This window comes from Ruegeria sp. CE8 (assembly GCF_056537465.1).
Genome location: NZ_JBQFRP010000003.1, coordinates 1 through 16628 on the forward strand (window position 1 = coordinate 1; position 16628 = coordinate 16628).

Sequence of the window (16628 nt, forward strand, 5' to 3'; positions counted from 1 at the left end):
AAGTTTGGCCATCTGCTCAGCAGTCAGCCAGAAAAGGTCGCTCATATCACCGCTCCGGTTTTCGAGCCGTGAATCACGCAGCGCTTTGAAAATCAATGCATCCTGACCCTAATGTATTTCGCTGCGAATTTTTCAAAAGTGGTGTAGCCGTGTGCGATTGCCTTGTCGCGCAGTTCTGTTGCCAATCGTTCCTTAGCCAACTGTTTTGCTGCCCGCGCGGATTTGGCCGTGACCCGCGTCCTCTTGCCACTAGGCGTGTAGTAGGCCTGCACCCAATAACTGTTTCCATTTACGATTTCGATCCGCGGGTCACCGGAAAGGCGAGTTTTCATTTTGGACAACTCTTCACCTCAAACATGGACAATGAATAGAGCCAACCACCAAGATATCTCTGAGTTAATGTCCGTAAATATTTGTCTTTAAACAGAAAAATTTAGATTTTTGTCATTTATTGTGACCAAGTCTTTAAGCGATCTCTATTTAAAACAACAATGACAAAAGTACTTACAAAATCTACTGCCCAAATTGCTGCCCAAAGTTTTTTCCGATTCATTTAGTGATTTGAAATACAGAAGATTCCCTCGAAGTTCGGGGTCTCTTGTGGATCCAGAGGTCCCCTGTTCAAGCCAGGGAGGCGGTACCATCTTCCTCAAATATTGGCTCCACATCGGGATCTCGCCGGCAGTTTACGTAAGTCAGAAAAACGGACCTGCAATCGCAAGCCCGTTTTCATCAAAACATTGTGGGAGCGATCAGCGCGCCAGGTTTAAACGGAACCGCATTTTGGCTTTTCGCGCCGCCGGCAAATGGCGGTTCAATCGCTTGTTGACCAGCCCGAACCCCCCGACGATCACCAGCGTCAGCAAGATGAAATAGAAGGCGAGAATCGGGTAGGGGATAAACGGGTTGAACGTTTTGTCCGCGAAATAGCTGGCATAATACAGCGCGTCACCGCGTTGTTGCCAGGCCGGGAAGGCCGAGAAAAAGACCAGTGTGGTGGCGTGGAACAGGAAGATCGCCTCGTTCGTGTAGGCGGGCCATGCCAGACGCAGCATGGTCGGCCAGATGATGCGACGGAACCGCGACCAGCCCGACATGCCATAGGCATCGGCTGCCTCGATATCGCCCTTGGGGATCGAACGCAGCGCGCCATAGAAGATTTCGCCCGAATAGGCTGCGGTATTCAGGAACAGAACGATCAGTGCCCCCAGCCAGGCCGACGTCAGAGCGTCGAACATGGGGTAGGACTTTTTCAACGACAGGAAGAAGAAGTAGGCAAAGAAGAACTGGATGAAAAGCGGAGAGCCGCGGAAGATAAAGATGAACCATTCCGACGGTTTGCGCAGCCACTTGTTGGTGGACGCCTTGCCCAGGGCCACAGCGGTGGCCAGAAAGAACCCGGTCGCCAGCGCCATGATGCCGAAATAGATGTTCCAGATCATGCCTGAACCGATCAGGGTGAACTGTTCACACAGGGTAAAGTCGTTGCGTGGCAGCAGACGTTCGCCGAGGCCGATGGAGCGCAGGCCGTAGTCCTGGATGGTTTGGATGCAGCTCATGCGGTGGTCTCCTTGCGCAGAAGCTCTCCGCCCGATGTGGCCTGACCATGGGACAGGCGGCGCATCAACTTTTCGAGCCCCAGTTCTGACGCACGGGTCATGCCGAGGTAGAATATCAGCAGGGCCAGAAAGTACCACATGCGCCAGTCGCCGTGGGGGTATTGTGTGAATTTTGAGGTCTTGGTGCCGCCCAACTCGCGGGCCCAATAGACGATGTCTTCGATGCCCAGCAGGAACAGCAGCGGCGTGGCCTTGATCAGCACCATCCACAGGTTCGACAGACCGGGCAGGGCGTACACCCACATCTGCGGAACCAGAATGCGCCAAAAGGTCTGGCGGCGCGTCATGCCATAGGCTTCGGCGGTTTCAAGCTGCGCATGCGGAACAGCGCGCATACCGCCGAAAAGTACGTTGGCCGCAAATGCACCGAAAACGATCGAGAAGGTGATGACCGCGAGGAAGAAACCGTAGGTTTCATGCACCCATTCCGGTGCGGCACTCAGCGGCAGTTTTGCCGATTGGCATACGATGAAGTCGTTGCCCTGACGGATCGGGTCCGTCCAGTCGGGGCACAGAATCTTGTGCCGCGTCCATTCAAAGGCCTGATCCAGTGCGATCACGAAGAACATGAAGAAGGCGATATCCGGTACGCCCCTTACAATGGCGATGTAACCTTTGCCCAGCCAGCTGACGGGCGGGATATGTGATCGGGCGGCCATCGCGCCGACGAACCCAAAACTCAATGCCACGGGGGCGGTGACGGCCAGCAGTAGCAGGACCTTCAGGAACGACAGATAGAACGACCAGTGTACGCCGTTGGTCAGATAGCAGGAAAACCAGCGGAACGTGCCCAGCGTATCGGGATCAGTGCAAAACGAGAAAATGGCGGGCCTCTTGAGGTGCTAAGGCTCAGGGGCTGCGCGCCCCGGTAATCAGGGCGCGCGACCTGGTTCAGATCAGAAGGTCGATGACACTTCCCACTTGGTGATCAGCTCGTTCAGGCTGCCGTCGTCCTTCATGGACTGGATGGCTGCGTTGAGCTTCTCTTTCAGCTCGCCGTCCGACTCGCGGACACCGATGCCGACACCACCGCCCAGCGGGACGTCTTCGGCAACAAAGCGCAGGTCTGCGTCTTCGTCCGCGATCGGTGCCAGGAACGACTTGTCGGCCAGCACGGCGTCAGCTTCGCCGTTGCGCACAGCCGCAATCGTTTCTTCGGGGCTGGCGAACTCGACCAGAGTTGCACCGGATTCCGCGATGTACGCAGCCTGAATGGTGCCTGTCTGCGCGGCAACAACGCCATTCGCGACATCAACGTCGTCCGAGGTTGCAACATAAGCCGACGGATCCGGCGGCGTGTAGTTTTGGGTGAAATCAATCACTTCGTCCCGCTCGTCGGTGATCGACATGCCCGCGATGATGACGTCATAGTTGCCCGACACTAGGTTCGGAATGATCGAGTCCCAGTCGTTCTTGACCCACTCGCATTCCAGATTCGCACGCTTGCACAGCTCATCGCCCAGTTCACGCTCGAAGCCGTCGATCTCGCCGGCGTCATTGATGAAGTTCCACGGAGGGTAGGCGCCCTCGGTGCCCATGCGGACAGTGTCGGCCATGGCCATCCCAGCGCTCAGCGCCAGTGCAGCGGTTGTCAGAATCAGTTTTTTCATTGGTTACTCCCCTTATTGGTTCTGTCCTGAATTTATGCCGCCTTGGTGGCGGATAGAAAGCCCTGAAGCCGCGCGGATTCAGGGGTCGTGAAGATGTCTTCGGGCAGACCTTCTTCTTCGATGAGGCCTTGATGCAGGAACACGACGTGGCTTGAGATATCAGCGGCCATTTTCATATCGTGCGTCACGATGATCATGGTGCGGCCTTCGGCGGCCAAGTCCTTTATCACCTTGATAACTTCCTGTTCCAGTTCAGGGTCCAGCGCCGAGGTCGGTTCGTCGAACAACAGGGCCTCGGGCTCCATGCACAGACCGCGGGCGATCGCGGCGCGTTGCTGCTGACCACCTGACAATTGCGCAGGATAGACGTCGCACTTATCGCCGATACCGACCTTTTCCAGGTACTTGCGGGCACTGTCCTCAACCTCGTCCTTGTCGCGGCCCATGACGGTCACCGGGGCCTCCATCACGTTTTGCAGGATAGTCATATGGGCCCACAGGTTGAATTGCTGGAACACCATCGACAAATTCGTGCGAATGCGCAGCACCTGTTTCGGATCGGCCGGACGGCGGTGATGCGTGTTTCCGGTCCAGCGCACAGGTTCGCCCTTGAACAGGATCTCACCTTCCTGGCTGTCCTCCAAGAGGTTACAGCAGCGCAAAAGTGTCGACTTTCCGGAACCTGACGAGCCGATGAGTGATACGACATCGCCGCGTCTGGCGGTAATATCCACCCCTTTCAATACCTCAAGATTGCCAAAGCTCTTGTGTAGGTTCTTGATCTCGATGACCGGAGTGGAATCTGTCACGGGTGGTCCAGTTGTTATTGGTGTTGGTGCGGTACTAGGGCTTAAAATTTTGCGCAATGCAATGCGCAAATGACGCGGAACGGGCCTGAAACCGTCAAATTGACCAGACGTTCTGACCAAATTGGTTACATATCGAGCAATTCGGTCGCGCCGGGCGGCGGATTGGGAACTGCCAAGTATTGGTCGGCGGGGATGTCAATCAGACCGTTCAAATGCAGAACCTTCCGGTCTGCGAGCGACAGGTCATCGATGGCCGCGCGAACCGCGCGGGCGATGTCCGGCGCGTCTTGCCTGGCGGCGGTGATGTAAGGCAGGGCAGGCGAAGGTTGGGTTCCCGCAACTTCACGCAGTTCACCACCCAGATTCGTATGCTCTTTGAGCAGCTCCCAAGTCAGCGCATCCAAAGAAGCATAATCGGCGCGGCCCTCGGCAACGGCGGTTGCAGACAGGGCGTGGCCACCAGTTTCCAGAACAGCCGTGGGAAGGTGGCTGTGTCGGGACAGATGCACCATGGGGGCTGCCCAGCCAGACTGTGAAAGCGCTTCGTTATAGGCGAACGTACCGTCTGCCAATTGATCCAGATCGCGCGGATCGTCCTGACGGGCTACGATAATGGACCTGTAGTATCCCGTAGGACATTCAGGCAACCCATAGTCAGGCGTGCCTACAAGCTGCACCTTGCCGTGCAGGCGCGTGCGATAGGGCATGCCGCAGGTTTGGGCAAAGACAAGGTCGGGACTGTGCCAGACGTCCCAAACGTCGGCACCTCGGGTCAAATGCGTCGGCCCGAAGCCAATATGGCCTCGAATCAACGACCAGAACCGATCATTGGCCAGTTGCAGAGCGGGCATGTCGTACATGCCCAGCATCGCGATCACGATTTGGCCGCCTTCTGTCGGGCCAGTGCCGAATCAACGTCGCTGACCCCCAGTAGACTGACAACCAGACGCAGCAGAGAGTCCTCTTCCTCTGTGCGATGCCCGTCAGCAAGCACCACAGACCACAGGGCCTGCACAACTCCAAGTCGGTCTTCGTATGCGACGGCTTCTTTGATCGCGCGGGTAAAACGGACTGTGTCGGGGGCTTCGGCCTCCAAATCCTCGGCGCGGGCGCGGAGGCCTGCCGCTTCGAAGGGGGACAGACCATAGCGTTCAGCCGAAATCCTATCGATTCGGGCCATTTCGCTGTCGGCATAGTCATTGTCGGACCGGGCGATGCGCACCAGAAGGGCCGTCAGGGCCAACCGGGCGTCATCATCGGCAAGTGGATCGGGCTGAGGCTGCGTGAGCCGGGACAGAAAATCGCTAAACATGAGAAAGATATAGAAGGGGACTACTTCTCTTCCAAGCGCCTTTGCACCCGTTCTCGCGCTTCCTGACTGTCGTTATAGCTCAGGCCCATAGCGATGCGGGCCTCCTCGACGATCTTCATCTCGCCTTCGTCCGAGTTTCCGTCGGCCAGAACGACTTCCCACAACGCGTCCAGAGCAGCCAGACGTTCGTGCAGATCGGTGGTCTCTCGGATCAGTTTGCCAAACGTGTCGGTCTCAGGTGCGGCTGCGTGCAGTTTTTCGCATGTGGCCCGAACCTTGGCAGCTTCGATCGCGTTGTGCTGGTAAAGCCGCGCAAGAATGCGGTCGATCAGGCTGATCTCTTCCAGCTTGTAGTCCCGATCCGCCTGCGCCACGCGGACCATCAAAGCACCCAGCGCCAGCTCGGCATCCGGGTCGGGCAAATGATCGTGTTGTGGCGGGCGGAAAGCCTGGAGGAATTTTTTCAACATACCGCGAGGTTATTCCATATTTTGTGCACCGCCAAGCGCTGACCACCCGTCATAGCCATGAATGGTCGCAACTTTGCCGGTTTTCGCTTGTCGGGCATTACATCGTATAGAAGATCAATTGCCTTTTTGCAGTGCCTGCTTTGCCTGTTCCTGCAACCAGCCCAGCATATGCCGGTACGGCACAGGGCCATAGCTGATCCGTGCAACGCCCAGCGACGCCAGCGTCGCGGTATCCGGCGTGCCGGGCAAGGCGATGATATTCACCGGCAGCTCGGTCGATTCGCAAAGACGTGCGATCATTCCCTCGTCTTTTAGTCCCGGGGCGAAGAATCCATTGGCACCTGCATTGGCATAAGCTTTGGCACGGGCCATGGCATCCTCCAACATGGCCTCATCATGTGTTTCCGGGGCGGCCTTCAGGAAGATGTCCGTTCGCGCATTAATAAAGGCGGGCACACCAGCAACATCGCATCCTTCACGCATTGCGCTGACGCGGGCAGCCTGCGTTTCGATGTCATGCAGGTCTTTCGTGCCTACGACCTGATCTTCAAAGTTGAAACCAATGACGCCTGTCTCAAGCGCAAGCTGGACATTGCTGATGATGCCCTCGACGCCCTCGGCATAAGCCCCTTCGAAATCCAGAGTTACGGGAATTTCGACGGCACCAACGATCCTGCGGACGTTATCCAGGGCAACGTCCATCGGGATGTTCTGGCCGTCGCTGAACCCCTGCGCCATTGCCACCGGTGCGCTGCCTGTCGCAACTGCTTTGGCCCCGGCGTCCCGCACGGCCCCAGCGCTGCCTGCGTCCCAGATGTTGTAGAGGATGACCGGGTCGCCCTTTTTATGCAGGGCGGCAAAGGTTTCTGCGCGCGTTGTCTGGTTTGTCATGACCGGTCTCCTGTCGCTGTTATGGCGGCAGTTAACCGTGCAAACCCTCGGCGCGTAAAGATGTTTTGCGCCGAAGTGTACAATCCCGTTACCGGCCCGTGATCAGACCAGACGCGATGTATCTTTTGCTGCGCGCACAAAGTCGCGGAACAGCGGATGGGGGTCAAACGGTTTGGACTTCAATTCGGGGTGATACTGCACCCCGATGAACCACGGGTGGTCCGACCATTCGACAATCTCGGGCAGGCGGCCATCGGGCGACATGCCCGAGAAATTCAGGCCAGCTTTTTCCAGCTTATCGCGGTATTTGATATCGACCTCGTACCGATGACGGTGACGTTCCTCGATATTGGTGCCACCATAGACTTCGGCCACTTTGGACCCTTCGGCCAACACAGCATCGTATGCGCCAAGACGCATGGTGCCGCCCTTGTCGTCGCCGACTTTGCGTTCGACCTTGTGGTTGCCCTGTACCCACTCTTTGAGGTGATAAACAACGGGTTCGAAACGCTTTTTACCAGCTTCGTGGTCGAATTCCTCGGATCCGGCCTCAGTGATCCCTGCAGCGTTGCGCGCGGCTTCGATCACAGCCATCTGCATGCCGAGGCAGATTCCAAGATAGGGAACCTTATGTTCGCGCGCGTACTGCGCCGCCTTGATCTTGCCTTCGGTACCACGCTCGCCAAATCCGCCGGGGACGAGGATCGCATGGAACCCTTCAAGATGCGGCGCAACGTCTTCTTTGTCGAACACCTCGGCATCAACCCATTCAACCTTGACCTTAACGCGGTTGGCCATGCCGCCGTGGGTCAGGGCCTCGGCAATCGACTTATAGGCGTCTTCCAACTGAGTGTATTTGCCGACGATGGCAACTTTCACTTCACCTTCCGCATTGTGGATACGGTCGCTGACGTCTTCCCATTTCGCCAGATCGGGCTTGGGTGCGGGGCTGATCTGGAACGCGTCCAGAACGGCCTGATCCAAGCCTTCGCGGTGATAGGCCAGCGGGGCATCATAGATGGTGCTGAGGTCCTGTGCTGCGATAACGCTGTCGGGGCGGACATTACAGAACAGCGCCAGCTTCTCGCGTTCCTTGGTGGGGATCGGACCCTCGGACCGGCAAACCAGAATATCAGGAGCCAGTCCGATCGAGCGCAGCTCTTTCACCGAGTGCTGGGTCGGTTTGGTTTTCAGCTCGCCAGACGCTTTGATATAAGGCAGCAGTGTCAGGTGCATAAACAGGCATTGACCGCGCGGCTTGTCCTGACTGAACTGACGGATGGCCTCGAAGAAGGGCAAGCCTTCGATGTCGCCTACGGTGCCGCCGATTTCGCAGAGCATGAAATCGACCTCATCTTCGCCAATGGCGATGAAGTCTTTGATTTCGTTGGTGACGTGCGGGATTACCTGAATGGTCTTGCCAAGGTAATCGCCGCGGCGTTCCTTTTCCAACACGTTGGAATAAATCCGGCCCGAGCTGACCGAGTCGGTCTTGCGGGCGGCAACACCTGTGAAACGTTCATAGTGGCCGAGGTCCAGATCGGTCTCGGCCCCGTCGTCGGTCACGAACACTTCGCCATGTTCAAACGGCGACATCGTACCCGGATCCACGTTCAGATAGGGGTCCAGCTTGCGCAGACGCACCGAATATCCCCGGGCCTGCAACAGCGCGCCCAAAGCCGCCGAAGCCAGTCCTTTGCCCAAGGATGAAACCACACCACCAGTGATGAAAATAAAACGCGCCATGTTTTCGGCTGCTCCCGTGAGACGTCAAAATCAGCTGCCCGGCGGTTCCGAAAAACCGCTGCATCACGGGACTTCACGTATAAAGGATTCGCGCCAATAGCGCAAGAGAACCGCAAGATGCTGTTGCAGTCCTCTTTCAGGTTTCTAGGTTTTGTGGATCAGTTGGCCTGCGGGATCAGCGGCGCGTTGTCGCCTTCTGCCGGAGGCAGCAGATCATCAGCCGACGGCACCGCCGGTGTGCTTTCTTCGGTCGCCGCAGGGGCCGGAACGCCCAAACGGTCGATCACCGAGCTGCCCGAGGACTTCTGTGCGGCCAGAATGGTCAGCGTGATCGAAGTCACGATGAAACATGCGGCCAGAATCCAGGTCACCTTGCCCAGAGCAGTCGCTGCGGCGCGACCGGTCATAGCACCGCCACCACCGCCACCCATGCCAAGGCCACCGCCTTCGGACCGCTGCATCAGAACAACGGCAATCAGGCCCAGGGCCAGGAGGAGATGGATGATGAGAACGACGTTTTCCATGGTGTTCCTGTACAGCGTGGCGTGTATCGCGTGGTATCTATGCAAGTTTGCCATCGGGGGCAAGGGATGAGTTGGCATCAAGAACGGTGATGTTCCAGATCACGGTAAAGGGACTGGACAGCAAGCCTGCACCTCGCGCAGGCTGCGGCCATGCCACATGACGATCATGACCACCCGCACGCCCATTTGCCGCCTGAACCCGCGTTGCGCGTCAAGGCGCTGGAAACGATTCTGACCCGGAAGGGCCTGATCGATCCGGCCGCGCTGGATGAGATAATCGACACCTATCAGAACAAGATCGGTCCCCAGAATGGCGCGCGCGTTGTTGCCAAGGCTTGGGTTGATCCGGACTTCAAGGCCGCTCTGCTCAAAGATGCCACGCCAGTCATTGCGGATCTTGGCTATTATGGGCGCCAGGGCGAACACATGGTGGTGGTCGAGAACACGCCCGACCAGCACAATATGGTCGTGTGCACCTTGTGTAGCTGCTACCCATGGCCGCTGCTGGGTATTCCACCAGGTTGGTACAAATCCGACGCCTACCGCGCCCGGGCCGTGCGTGAGCCGCGCAAAGTGCTGGCAGATTTCGGGGTGAGCTTACCTGAAACGACTTCGGTTCGTGTTTGGGATTCGACTGCCGAGGTGCGGTACCTCGTTCTCCCGATGCGCCCCGAGGCAACAGATGGCCTCAGTGACGAGGAACTGGCCGCTCTGGTTACCCGCGACAGCATGATCGGCACCGGATTGCCAAAGGTGCCCTCATGACCCGCGTTCACGACATGGGTGGGCGGTTCGGCGACGGGCCTGTATGCCCTGAGCCCGAAGACGCTCCGAACTTCGCAGAAGATTGGCACGCTAGAGCGTTGGCAGTGACGGTGGCCGCAGACTCGTTGGGTCAGTGGAATATCGACGTAAAACGTCACGCGCGCGAGCGTCTGTCGCCCAAGGACTACACGCGGTTCTCATATTACGAGAAGTGGATTTCAGCTCTGGCCGATCTGTTGGTCGAAACTGGCGTGCTGACCGAAAAGGATTTGCGCGGCCAGGCGGGTGACGACTCACACCCGCTGGCAGGCCGCGCTTTGAGGGCTGAAGCCGTTGCCGGTGTATTGGCTAGCGGCGGGCCGGCAGATCGTCCCTCGGACGTTCCGGTGAAATTCGAAGTTGGGCAAGAGGTTGTGACCGCTAACCCGGCAGCAAACCGCCTTGTCGACGGCGGGCACACCCGGTTGCCTATGTATGCCGCCGGAGCGCAAGGCCGCATCCTAAGGGTGCATGGAACGCATGTGCTGCCGGACTCAAATGCGCATAGGTTGGGCGAAGTCCCCGAGCCACTTTATGCCGTGGCCTTCCCCGCGTCCGAGCTTTGGGCAAACCCCGAGCATTCAAAGGACGAAGTCGTTCTGGACCTCTGGCAAAGCTATCTGGAGCCCGCATGAGCACTTGTCTTAACCATACCGCGCCCGAACCGGTTTTCGCCGAGCCCTGGCACGCGCAGGTATTCGCTGTGACGGTCGCTTTGAATGAGGCAGGGCGATTAGGCTGGCCGGATTGGGCAACTCGGTTCTCGGCTACCCTGAAACGTCACGGGCTGCACCGCGAACTAAATGGCGGCGACGACTACTTTTTCGCGTGGCTCGAAACGCTCGAGGCGCTATTGGCCGAGCAGGGGGCTGCAGCCTCCGATGATGTCAGCCAACTGCGCGACAGATGGGAAGAGGCTTATCTGACCACGCCACACGGGCAGCCGGTGCGGTTGGCCAAGGCGTAGGGGGCACTGCCCCCGCCGCCCTTGCGGGCGCTCCCCCAAGGTATTTTCAGCCAGATGAACAAGGGATCCGGGCTTCATCTGGTCAAAAACACTTCCGCCGGAGGCATCGTGCGAAGCGCGATTGCAGCATGCGTCGAATTACCGGTTTCCCTACCGCATTCCCCCCGTTATACGAGCCGAGTTTGATAACTCAGCGCAAAAGGACCTGATATGGCCAATGTGGTTGTTGTCGGCGCCCAGTGGGGTGACGAAGGAAAAGGCAAGATCGTCGATTGGCTCAGCGAGCGGGCAGACGTGATTGCACGCTTTCAGGGCGGACATAACGCCGGTCATACACTGGTCATCGATGGTGAGGTCTACAAGCTGCACGCGCTGCCCTCGGGCGTTGTGCGCGGTGGTAAGCTGAGCGTTATCGGCAATGGCGTCGTTCTGGACCCATGGCATCTGATCAAAGAGATCGGAACTATCCGGGCGCAGGGCGTCGACATCTCGCCCGAGACGCTGATGATTGCGGAAAACACCCCCCTGATCCTGCCCATTCACGGCGAACTGGATCGCGCCCGCGAAGAAGCTGCCAGCAAGGGCACCAAAATTGGAACCACCGGCCGCGGTATCGGCCCGGCCTACGAAGACAAGGTTGGCCGCCGCTCTGTGCGTGTAGCTGACCTTGCGGATGAAGCGACGCTTGAAGCGCGTGTTGACCGGGCGCTGCAACACCATGACCCTTTGCGCAAAGGTCTGGGTATTGAGCCTGTCGACCGGGACGCGTTGATCGCTCAGCTGAAAGAAGTTGCGGCAGAAATCCTGCCCTTCGCGGCACCGGTCTGGAAAGTGCTGAACGAAAAGCGCAAAGCCGGTAAGCGTATCCTGTTCGAAGGGGCGCAGGGCGCGCTGTTGGACATTGACTTTGGTACCTATCCTTTTGTGACATCGTCGAATGTCATCGCGGGTCAGGCCGCCACAGGTGTCGGTATCGGGCCGGGGTCTATCGATTTCGTTCTGGGCATCGTCAAAGCCTACACAACCCGCGTGGGCGAGGGACCGTTCCCGACCGAGTTGGACGACGACGACGGTCAACGCCTCGGCGAACGTGGGCACGAGTTCGGAACCACGACGGGGCGCAAGCGTCGTTGCGGTTGGTTTGACGCCTGCCTTGTGCGCCAGACCTGTGCGACCAGCGGCGTGAACGGCATCTCGCTGACCAAGCTGGACGTTCTGGACGGGTTCGAAACCCTGAAGATCTGCGTCGCGTATGAGCTGGACGGCGAACGTCTGGATTATCTGCCGACTGCCGCCGACCAGCAGGCGCGCTGTACACCGATCTACGAAGAAATGCCGGGCTGGAGCGAATCCACCGAAGGTGCACGCAGTTGGGCGGATCTTCCCGCAAACGCCATCAAATACGTGCGCCGCGTTGAAGAACTGATCGAATGCCCCGTCGCATTGCTATCCACCAGCCCGGAGCGGGACGACACCATTCTGGTGACCGACCCGTTCGCCGACTGATGGGTGAGGGGCAGAAAAGCGGCCTCAGTTACAAGGCGCGCCGCCGCTGGTCGCTGGTGCTGCTGCTGATTGGTCTGCCGCTGTACATTGTGGCGGTGGTGACGGTCGTGAACTGGCTCGACCGTCCGCCGATCTGGCTGGAGCTTCTGGTTTACGTGGTGCTAGGCATCCTGTGGGCCTTGCCCTTCAAATTCGTCTTCAAGGGCGTCGGAAAAGAAGACCCGGATCAGTCGCAGGACTGATCCGGTTTTCCTTATCCCGCATCTTTCGCCTCTGTTTGCGGCCAGCTTAGGATGGCACGAGCCATCGCATGATATTCACCCGAAATCTCTTCGGCCAGGCTGAATGGGGTGGGCCAGGGGGCGGCGACGGTCGCCTCTACCTGTCCGGTGATGAGGTTCAGATCCGCTTTGTGCTTCAGCGCCAGCCGCCGCATCTTTTGGTTCGTAGCCAAGCACAGCATATGGACTTCACGTATCCCGCGGTTACGAGCCGCTGTTATGATCCGCGACAACAGAGCATCGCCCACTCCTTGATCCTGCCATGCAGGTTCAACAGTAAACGCTGCCTCGGCCACGTTGTTTCGGCTGTCGGGGACGATGTGTAGCTCACCCACGCCGCGCAGGTGGGAATCGGGGAATGCGCCGAAGACCAAAGCGGCGTTGTCAAACAACCCGGACAAGTAGAATTCCACGAATTCCGGATCGACCGGGATACCAAAACGCGATTTCAGAGTTTCTTGGTCCAGGCTTCTGAAATGGCTGACGATTTTGGATTTGTCGAAAATTCGCAGACGACGGATCGGTAGTTCGTACATGGCGCAGCCTCTGCTTGAACGTGGGTATCAGGGAAACTCAGACCCTATTGATTCTACCATTTTTCTGCAGCGCAGCATAGGCGGCAGGCAAGCGGAGCCAGCTTTCCTGAGGCTATTGGACCAAGGCGCACAAAAAAAGGGGCCAAAAGTTAACCTCGGCCCCTAAACTTGACGTTTCGTGAGTGGTTTTAACCCGCGGCGCGCTCATCATCGGGGCGGAACCCGATCTGCGTGGATGCCGCGAAACGACCGCCACCGGCTTTCTCGATCTTGCCGTCACGCAGCAGCTGACCGAAAGAGCGCAGGCTTTCTTCGCGATTGAAGTCGTCCTGCTTGAGCGAGCGGATCTTGTTCATCAGTTGCGGGCGCGAAAACTGTTCCTGACCTTCGATGAATGACAAATACGCTGCGGCGGCCTCCAGAAGATCGGGCAACGACTGAGCGCCTTGCTCCTGAGCGAACAGGGCAAAACCACCTTCCTCGCTGGTCTCCTCTTCCGAACTCGAAGTCACGCGACGGGGGGTCACCGGTCCTGCGTCTTGCTCATTGGTGTCGACGCGCTGTTCCGCCACCAGCTTCAGCGGCGTGGACGTATCCGACTGCGGGCGCATGCTGGTGACCTGGATTTCCGGACGGCGCGGGCTGACGACCGAAGTCAGATCGCCGCGATAGCCGCTTTCAACCGAGTCATCGTCTGCCTTGTTTTGATCTGCGCGTTCAGCTTCGGTCGCAGCGACAGCCGAGCGCAGATGCGAATAGGTTTCGCGCTGCTTGTTGGTGGCTGGATCGTCCATCTGAACGTCTGCCTTGTCCATCAGACGCGACATGTCCTGATCCAGAGCGGTCTCGTCAGACGAGGAATGCGATGTAAGACTCGCCATCGTGGCCTCAACCTTCGAGATTTCGCGGAGCACGTTCGTCTCATCCTCGGCGGTCAGATAGCCCTCTCTGGTTTCGGCGACTTCGTCGGTTTGCTCACCCTCGGCCTCTTCGCCCAGAATATTGCCGGCCTCATCTGCGTCTGTGCTTTCCTCAAGATCAGTGAACAGAACGGATGGAGAGGGTGTTTCTTCTTCGTCCTCGTACTCGGTACCCGCACCCATGGCGAACGATTGGGTCGGTTCAATCGGCTCCTCGGCGGTGTCGTCTTCTTCGGCCTGTATCTCCGGCTCCGGTGGGGTGACGATGTTATCGGTGTCTTCCGCTGCGAACGTTGAAGTCGTCGCCTCGGTCACCGCTTCCACGGTGTCTTCTGTTTTCGCTTCGGTCGTATCGGTCAAGTCCGAGGATTCGAGCGAGCCGGCCTCAAACGCGGCTGCGACTGCGTCCATGGGGGCGGCTGGTTGGTTGACCAGGTTTGTTTCTTCGTCTTCGGCATAAATGACCGAATTTTCCTCGGAATGGGACACAACGGCGCGAATGCGCTGCAGTTTGGCGGCGATGCTATCCGCCGCTGGGGGCGGAGCGTTTTCGACTGGCTCGGCGTCGGCAAAGAAGGATGCGGACCCCTGAGCGGGCGGCGTGTTGCTGAGGTGCGTTGGTTCGGGTTGTGCAGTTGGCGAAACCGCCGCGGGCGCGGGCGCAGCCGCTGGCTGGGTCGCGCGCAGCAGCAGGCCCGAGTCGCTTTGGCTGGCTTCTACATGTTTCGAGGCTTCGCGTTGCGCTATCCGTGTCAGCATTTCGGCGTCCGGCTGCGGTGGCTCTGAACCGAAGTAACGATCATCGGCAGCAAGATCACGGAAGTATTCGGCAATGGCTTTCATCGTTTCGAATGAATCGTCAAAACCTTCCAATGTGCAGGAGAAGGTTCCATAAGAAACGGTCAATACCTTGTTATTCTGTACCATCAGACGCACGTCCTCTACAAACTACGAGAGCCAACCAGCCTTGTGCAGGCACACGCATTGGCTCGGAACTCTATGCATGAACCTATCATTTTGTGGTCTCAATGTGTCCAAATCCGGAAAAAATGATCAATCTTAGAAAAAAACAGTCAATTGTGCGGTCAAACGAGCCAATTGCGCTGGTTGGCGGCGGTCAAATTGGCCCGGAGGACCTGAATCTGGTGACGATTCGCGCCGAAACGGTTGTGGCCGCCGATGGCGGGGCAGCCCCGCTGGTGGAATCAGGTCGTATTCCGGATGCGGTGATTGGTGATTTCGATTCGCTTCAAAATCGGCACAAAGACCGGATACCGCCGGACCGTCTGTTTCCGATACGTGAACAAGACAGTACGGATTTCGACAAGGCGCTGCGCAGCATCGACGCGCCTCTTGTGCTGGGTGTCGGTTTTCTGGGCGGGCGGCTGGATCATCAACTCGCGGTGCTCAACACGCTGATTGAAAGACAGGATCGGCCCTGCGTCCTTTTGGGTGAACGTGAGGTGGTTTTCCATGCGCCACCCCGGATTGCCCTCAGCATAACGCCGGGGGACGCGGTTTCCTTGTTTCCGTTTCGACGGGTAACCGGAACGAGCCGGGGGCTGGAGTGGCCGATCGACGATCTTGTGATGGAACCCGGCGGGCAGATCGGCACGTCCAACCGGGCATTGGCCGAGGTCGAGCTAACTGCGGACGCGCCGGGGATGCTGGTTATGGTGCCACGTTACGCTTTGGATCAGGTCACGCAGGCGTTTCTGTCGGGACAGATCGGGCACTGGCCCGCTCGCGAAGAATGACATAAAGGCCCGCCGCGACGGTGATGCCGATGCCCATTGCTGCCAGGCCATTCGGCAGGTCATGGAAGATCAGCCAACCAAAAAACGTTGCAACCGGGATCTCAAGGTATTGCATGGGGGCCAGAGTGGCCGACGGCGCATACCGCAACGACCAGGTCATGAACAAATGCGCGACTGTTCCCAACACACCTATCCCGATGAGCAGGAGGTGGCTGTCGCTTGCGGGCACCACAAGGGACAGCTGCCAAACTCCGCCATGCGTTCCAGCTATCAGAACAGGCAGCAGCAGGACCGTCGCGATCACCCCGGACACGGCTTGCAGCGCAATTGGGTCGGTCTCTTTTGCGAATTGACGCGTCACCAACATGAACAATGAGAAGACCACAGCAACGCCCAAGGGCAAAAGGGCGGCTGCACCGACCTGAATAAAGCTGGGCTGAATGACCAGCAAAGTACCACCGAAGCCGACAATGCAGGCGATCAGGCGACGCATGCCGACCTCTTCGCCCAACACGTATTTTCCAAGCAGCAACATGATGAAGGGCATAACAAATGCGATGGCAACCGCATCCGCCAGCGGCAGGTACAGAAGCGCACTGAACATTGCTGCGATGCCGAGGATGTGCAGAACCGTGCGGATGATTGCAAGCCGCAGGATGCGCCTGCTCATGCGCCAGGGCCGACTAGTCAGTGCTACCAGCGGAATCAGAATCAGCGCCTGAACAGCAAAACGAATGAAGACCAGAATGCCGACCGGGGTCGTCTCGCCCAACAGCTTGGCAATTGAATCGCCCAGCGGCGCGAGCACGCAAAAGCATAGCATCAAGAAGATGCCGAATACGGGACGGTCCTGTGTCATACCCGCGACGCTACGGG

Annotated in this window: 20 protein-coding genes; 6 read left to right on the forward strand and 14 right to left on the reverse strand. The window is 58.2% G+C overall.

Annotation, left to right across the window (positions count from 1 at the left end):
* Nucleotides 1-92 precede the first annotated feature (92 nt).
* The 11 genes from ACR0AA_RS05675 to secG all read right to left on the reverse strand — a co-directional run bounded on the left by ACR0AA_RS05675 (nt 93) and on the right by secG (nt 8981).
* A complete protein-coding gene (locus ACR0AA_RS05675; protein ID WP_480755625.1) occupies nt 93-332 on the reverse strand; it encodes a hypothetical protein in 240 nt (79 codons plus the stop codon).
* 420 nt (nt 333-752) lie between these two features.
* Nucleotides 753-1559, reverse strand: a complete 807-nt coding sequence (locus tag ACR0AA_RS05680; protein ID WP_480755626.1) for an ABC transporter permease — start codon at nt 1557-1559, stop codon at nt 753-755.
* Nucleotides 1556-2443, reverse strand: a complete 888-nt coding sequence (locus tag ACR0AA_RS05685) for an ABC transporter permease (protein WP_480661907.1) — start codon at nt 2441-2443, stop codon at nt 1556-1558. The genes ACR0AA_RS05680 and ACR0AA_RS05685 overlap by 4 nt, the downstream gene beginning before the upstream one ends.
* A gap of 72 nt (nt 2444-2515) precedes the next feature.
* Entirely contained in the window at nt 2516-3229 is a 714-nt protein-coding gene (locus ACR0AA_RS05690) for a transporter substrate-binding domain-containing protein (RefSeq protein ID WP_480661221.1), read from the reverse strand.
* 32 nt (nt 3230-3261) lie between these two features.
* Entirely contained in the window at nt 3262-4038 is a 777-nt protein-coding gene (locus ACR0AA_RS05695; RefSeq protein ID WP_480661222.1) for an ABC transporter ATP-binding protein, read from the reverse strand.
* A 125-nt stretch (nt 4039-4163) separates the two neighbouring features.
* On the reverse strand, nt 4164-4916 hold the full coding sequence (locus ACR0AA_RS05700) for a phosphate/phosphite/phosphonate ABC transporter substrate-binding protein (protein WP_480661223.1): 753 nt from the start codon (nt 4914-4916) through the stop codon (nt 4164-4166).
* Nucleotides 4913-5350 (reverse strand): tellurite resistance TerB family protein, encoded by a 438-nt coding sequence (locus ACR0AA_RS05705; RefSeq protein WP_480661224.1) that lies wholly within the window; start codon nt 5348-5350, stop codon nt 4913-4915. Before ACR0AA_RS05705 ends, ACR0AA_RS05700 begins: the two co-directional genes overlap by 4 nt.
* Before the next feature lie 20 nt (nt 5351-5370).
* Nucleotides 5371-5820: a tellurite resistance TerB family protein gene (locus ACR0AA_RS05710; RefSeq protein ID WP_480661225.1), complete on the reverse strand. Its 450-nt coding sequence runs from the start codon at nt 5818-5820 to the stop codon at nt 5371-5373.
* Nucleotides 5821-5934: 114 nt separating this feature from the next.
* Entirely contained in the window at nt 5935-6711 is a 777-nt protein-coding gene (locus tag ACR0AA_RS05715; protein WP_480755627.1) for an isocitrate lyase/PEP mutase family protein, read from the reverse strand.
* A gap of 102 nt (nt 6712-6813) precedes the next feature.
* On the reverse strand, nt 6814-8457 hold the full coding sequence (locus ACR0AA_RS05720) for a CTP synthase (protein ID WP_480755628.1): 1644 nt from the start codon (nt 8455-8457) through the stop codon (nt 6814-6816).
* 158 nt (nt 8458-8615) lie between these two features.
* Nucleotides 8616-8981, reverse strand: coding sequence for a preprotein translocase subunit SecG (gene secG, locus ACR0AA_RS05725; RefSeq protein WP_480661228.1), 366 nt, complete (start codon nt 8979-8981; stop codon nt 8616-8618).
* 150 nt (nt 8982-9131) lie between these two features.
* On the opposite strand from secG, the gene nthA reads away from it, so the two are divergent.
* From nthA to ACR0AA_RS05750, 5 genes are all read left to right on the forward strand, one after another.
* The gene (nthA, locus tag ACR0AA_RS05730) at nt 9132-9746 is read left to right on the forward strand and encodes a nitrile hydratase subunit alpha (protein WP_480661229.1); all 615 of its coding nucleotides are present in this window, start codon (nt 9132-9134) and stop codon (nt 9744-9746) included.
* Nucleotides 9743-10420, forward strand: coding sequence for a nitrile hydratase subunit beta (nthB, locus tag ACR0AA_RS05735; RefSeq protein ID WP_480661230.1), 678 nt, complete (start codon nt 9743-9745; stop codon nt 10418-10420). Before nthA ends, nthB begins: the two co-directional genes overlap by 4 nt.
* A complete protein-coding gene (locus tag ACR0AA_RS05740; protein ID WP_480661231.1) occupies nt 10417-10752 on the forward strand; it encodes a nitrile hydratase accessory protein in 336 nt (111 codons plus the stop codon). The genes nthB and ACR0AA_RS05740 overlap by 4 nt, the downstream gene beginning before the upstream one ends.
* A 210-nt stretch (nt 10753-10962) precedes the next feature.
* Nucleotides 10963-12258, forward strand: a complete 1296-nt coding sequence (locus tag ACR0AA_RS05745; RefSeq protein ID WP_480755629.1) for an adenylosuccinate synthase — start codon at nt 10963-10965, stop codon at nt 12256-12258.
* Nucleotides 12258-12500 carry a DUF2842 domain-containing protein gene (locus ACR0AA_RS05750; protein WP_480661233.1) on the forward strand — a complete coding sequence of 81 codons (243 nt, stop codon included), beginning with the start codon at nt 12258-12260 and terminating at the stop codon, nt 12498-12500. The genes ACR0AA_RS05745 and ACR0AA_RS05750 overlap by 1 nt, the downstream gene beginning before the upstream one ends.
* Nucleotides 12501-12511: 11 nt before the next feature.
* Here the strand turns inward: ACR0AA_RS05750 and ACR0AA_RS05755 are convergent, their stop codons facing one another.
* Nucleotides 12512-13075, reverse strand: a complete 564-nt coding sequence (locus ACR0AA_RS05755; protein WP_480661234.1) for an N-acetyltransferase family protein — start codon at nt 13073-13075, stop codon at nt 12512-12514.
* A gap of 188 nt (nt 13076-13263) precedes the next feature.
* Nucleotides 13264-14922, reverse strand: a complete 1659-nt coding sequence (locus tag ACR0AA_RS05760) for a hypothetical protein (protein ID WP_480661235.1) — start codon at nt 14920-14922, stop codon at nt 13264-13266.
* Nucleotides 14923-15044: 122 nt separating this feature from the next.
* Here ACR0AA_RS05760 and ACR0AA_RS05765 point away from each other — a divergent pair, with 122 nt between their 5' ends.
* On the forward strand, nt 15045-15752 hold the full coding sequence (locus ACR0AA_RS05765) for a thiamine diphosphokinase (protein ID WP_480661236.1): 708 nt from the start codon (nt 15045-15047) through the stop codon (nt 15750-15752).
* Here ACR0AA_RS05765 and ACR0AA_RS05770 read toward each other — a convergent pair.
* The gene (locus tag ACR0AA_RS05770; protein WP_480755630.1) at nt 15697-16611 is read right to left on the reverse strand and encodes a DMT family transporter; all 915 of its coding nucleotides are present in this window, start codon (nt 16609-16611) and stop codon (nt 15697-15699) included. The genes ACR0AA_RS05765 and ACR0AA_RS05770 overlap by 56 nt on opposite strands.
* Nucleotides 16612-16628: the final 17 nt, after the last annotated feature.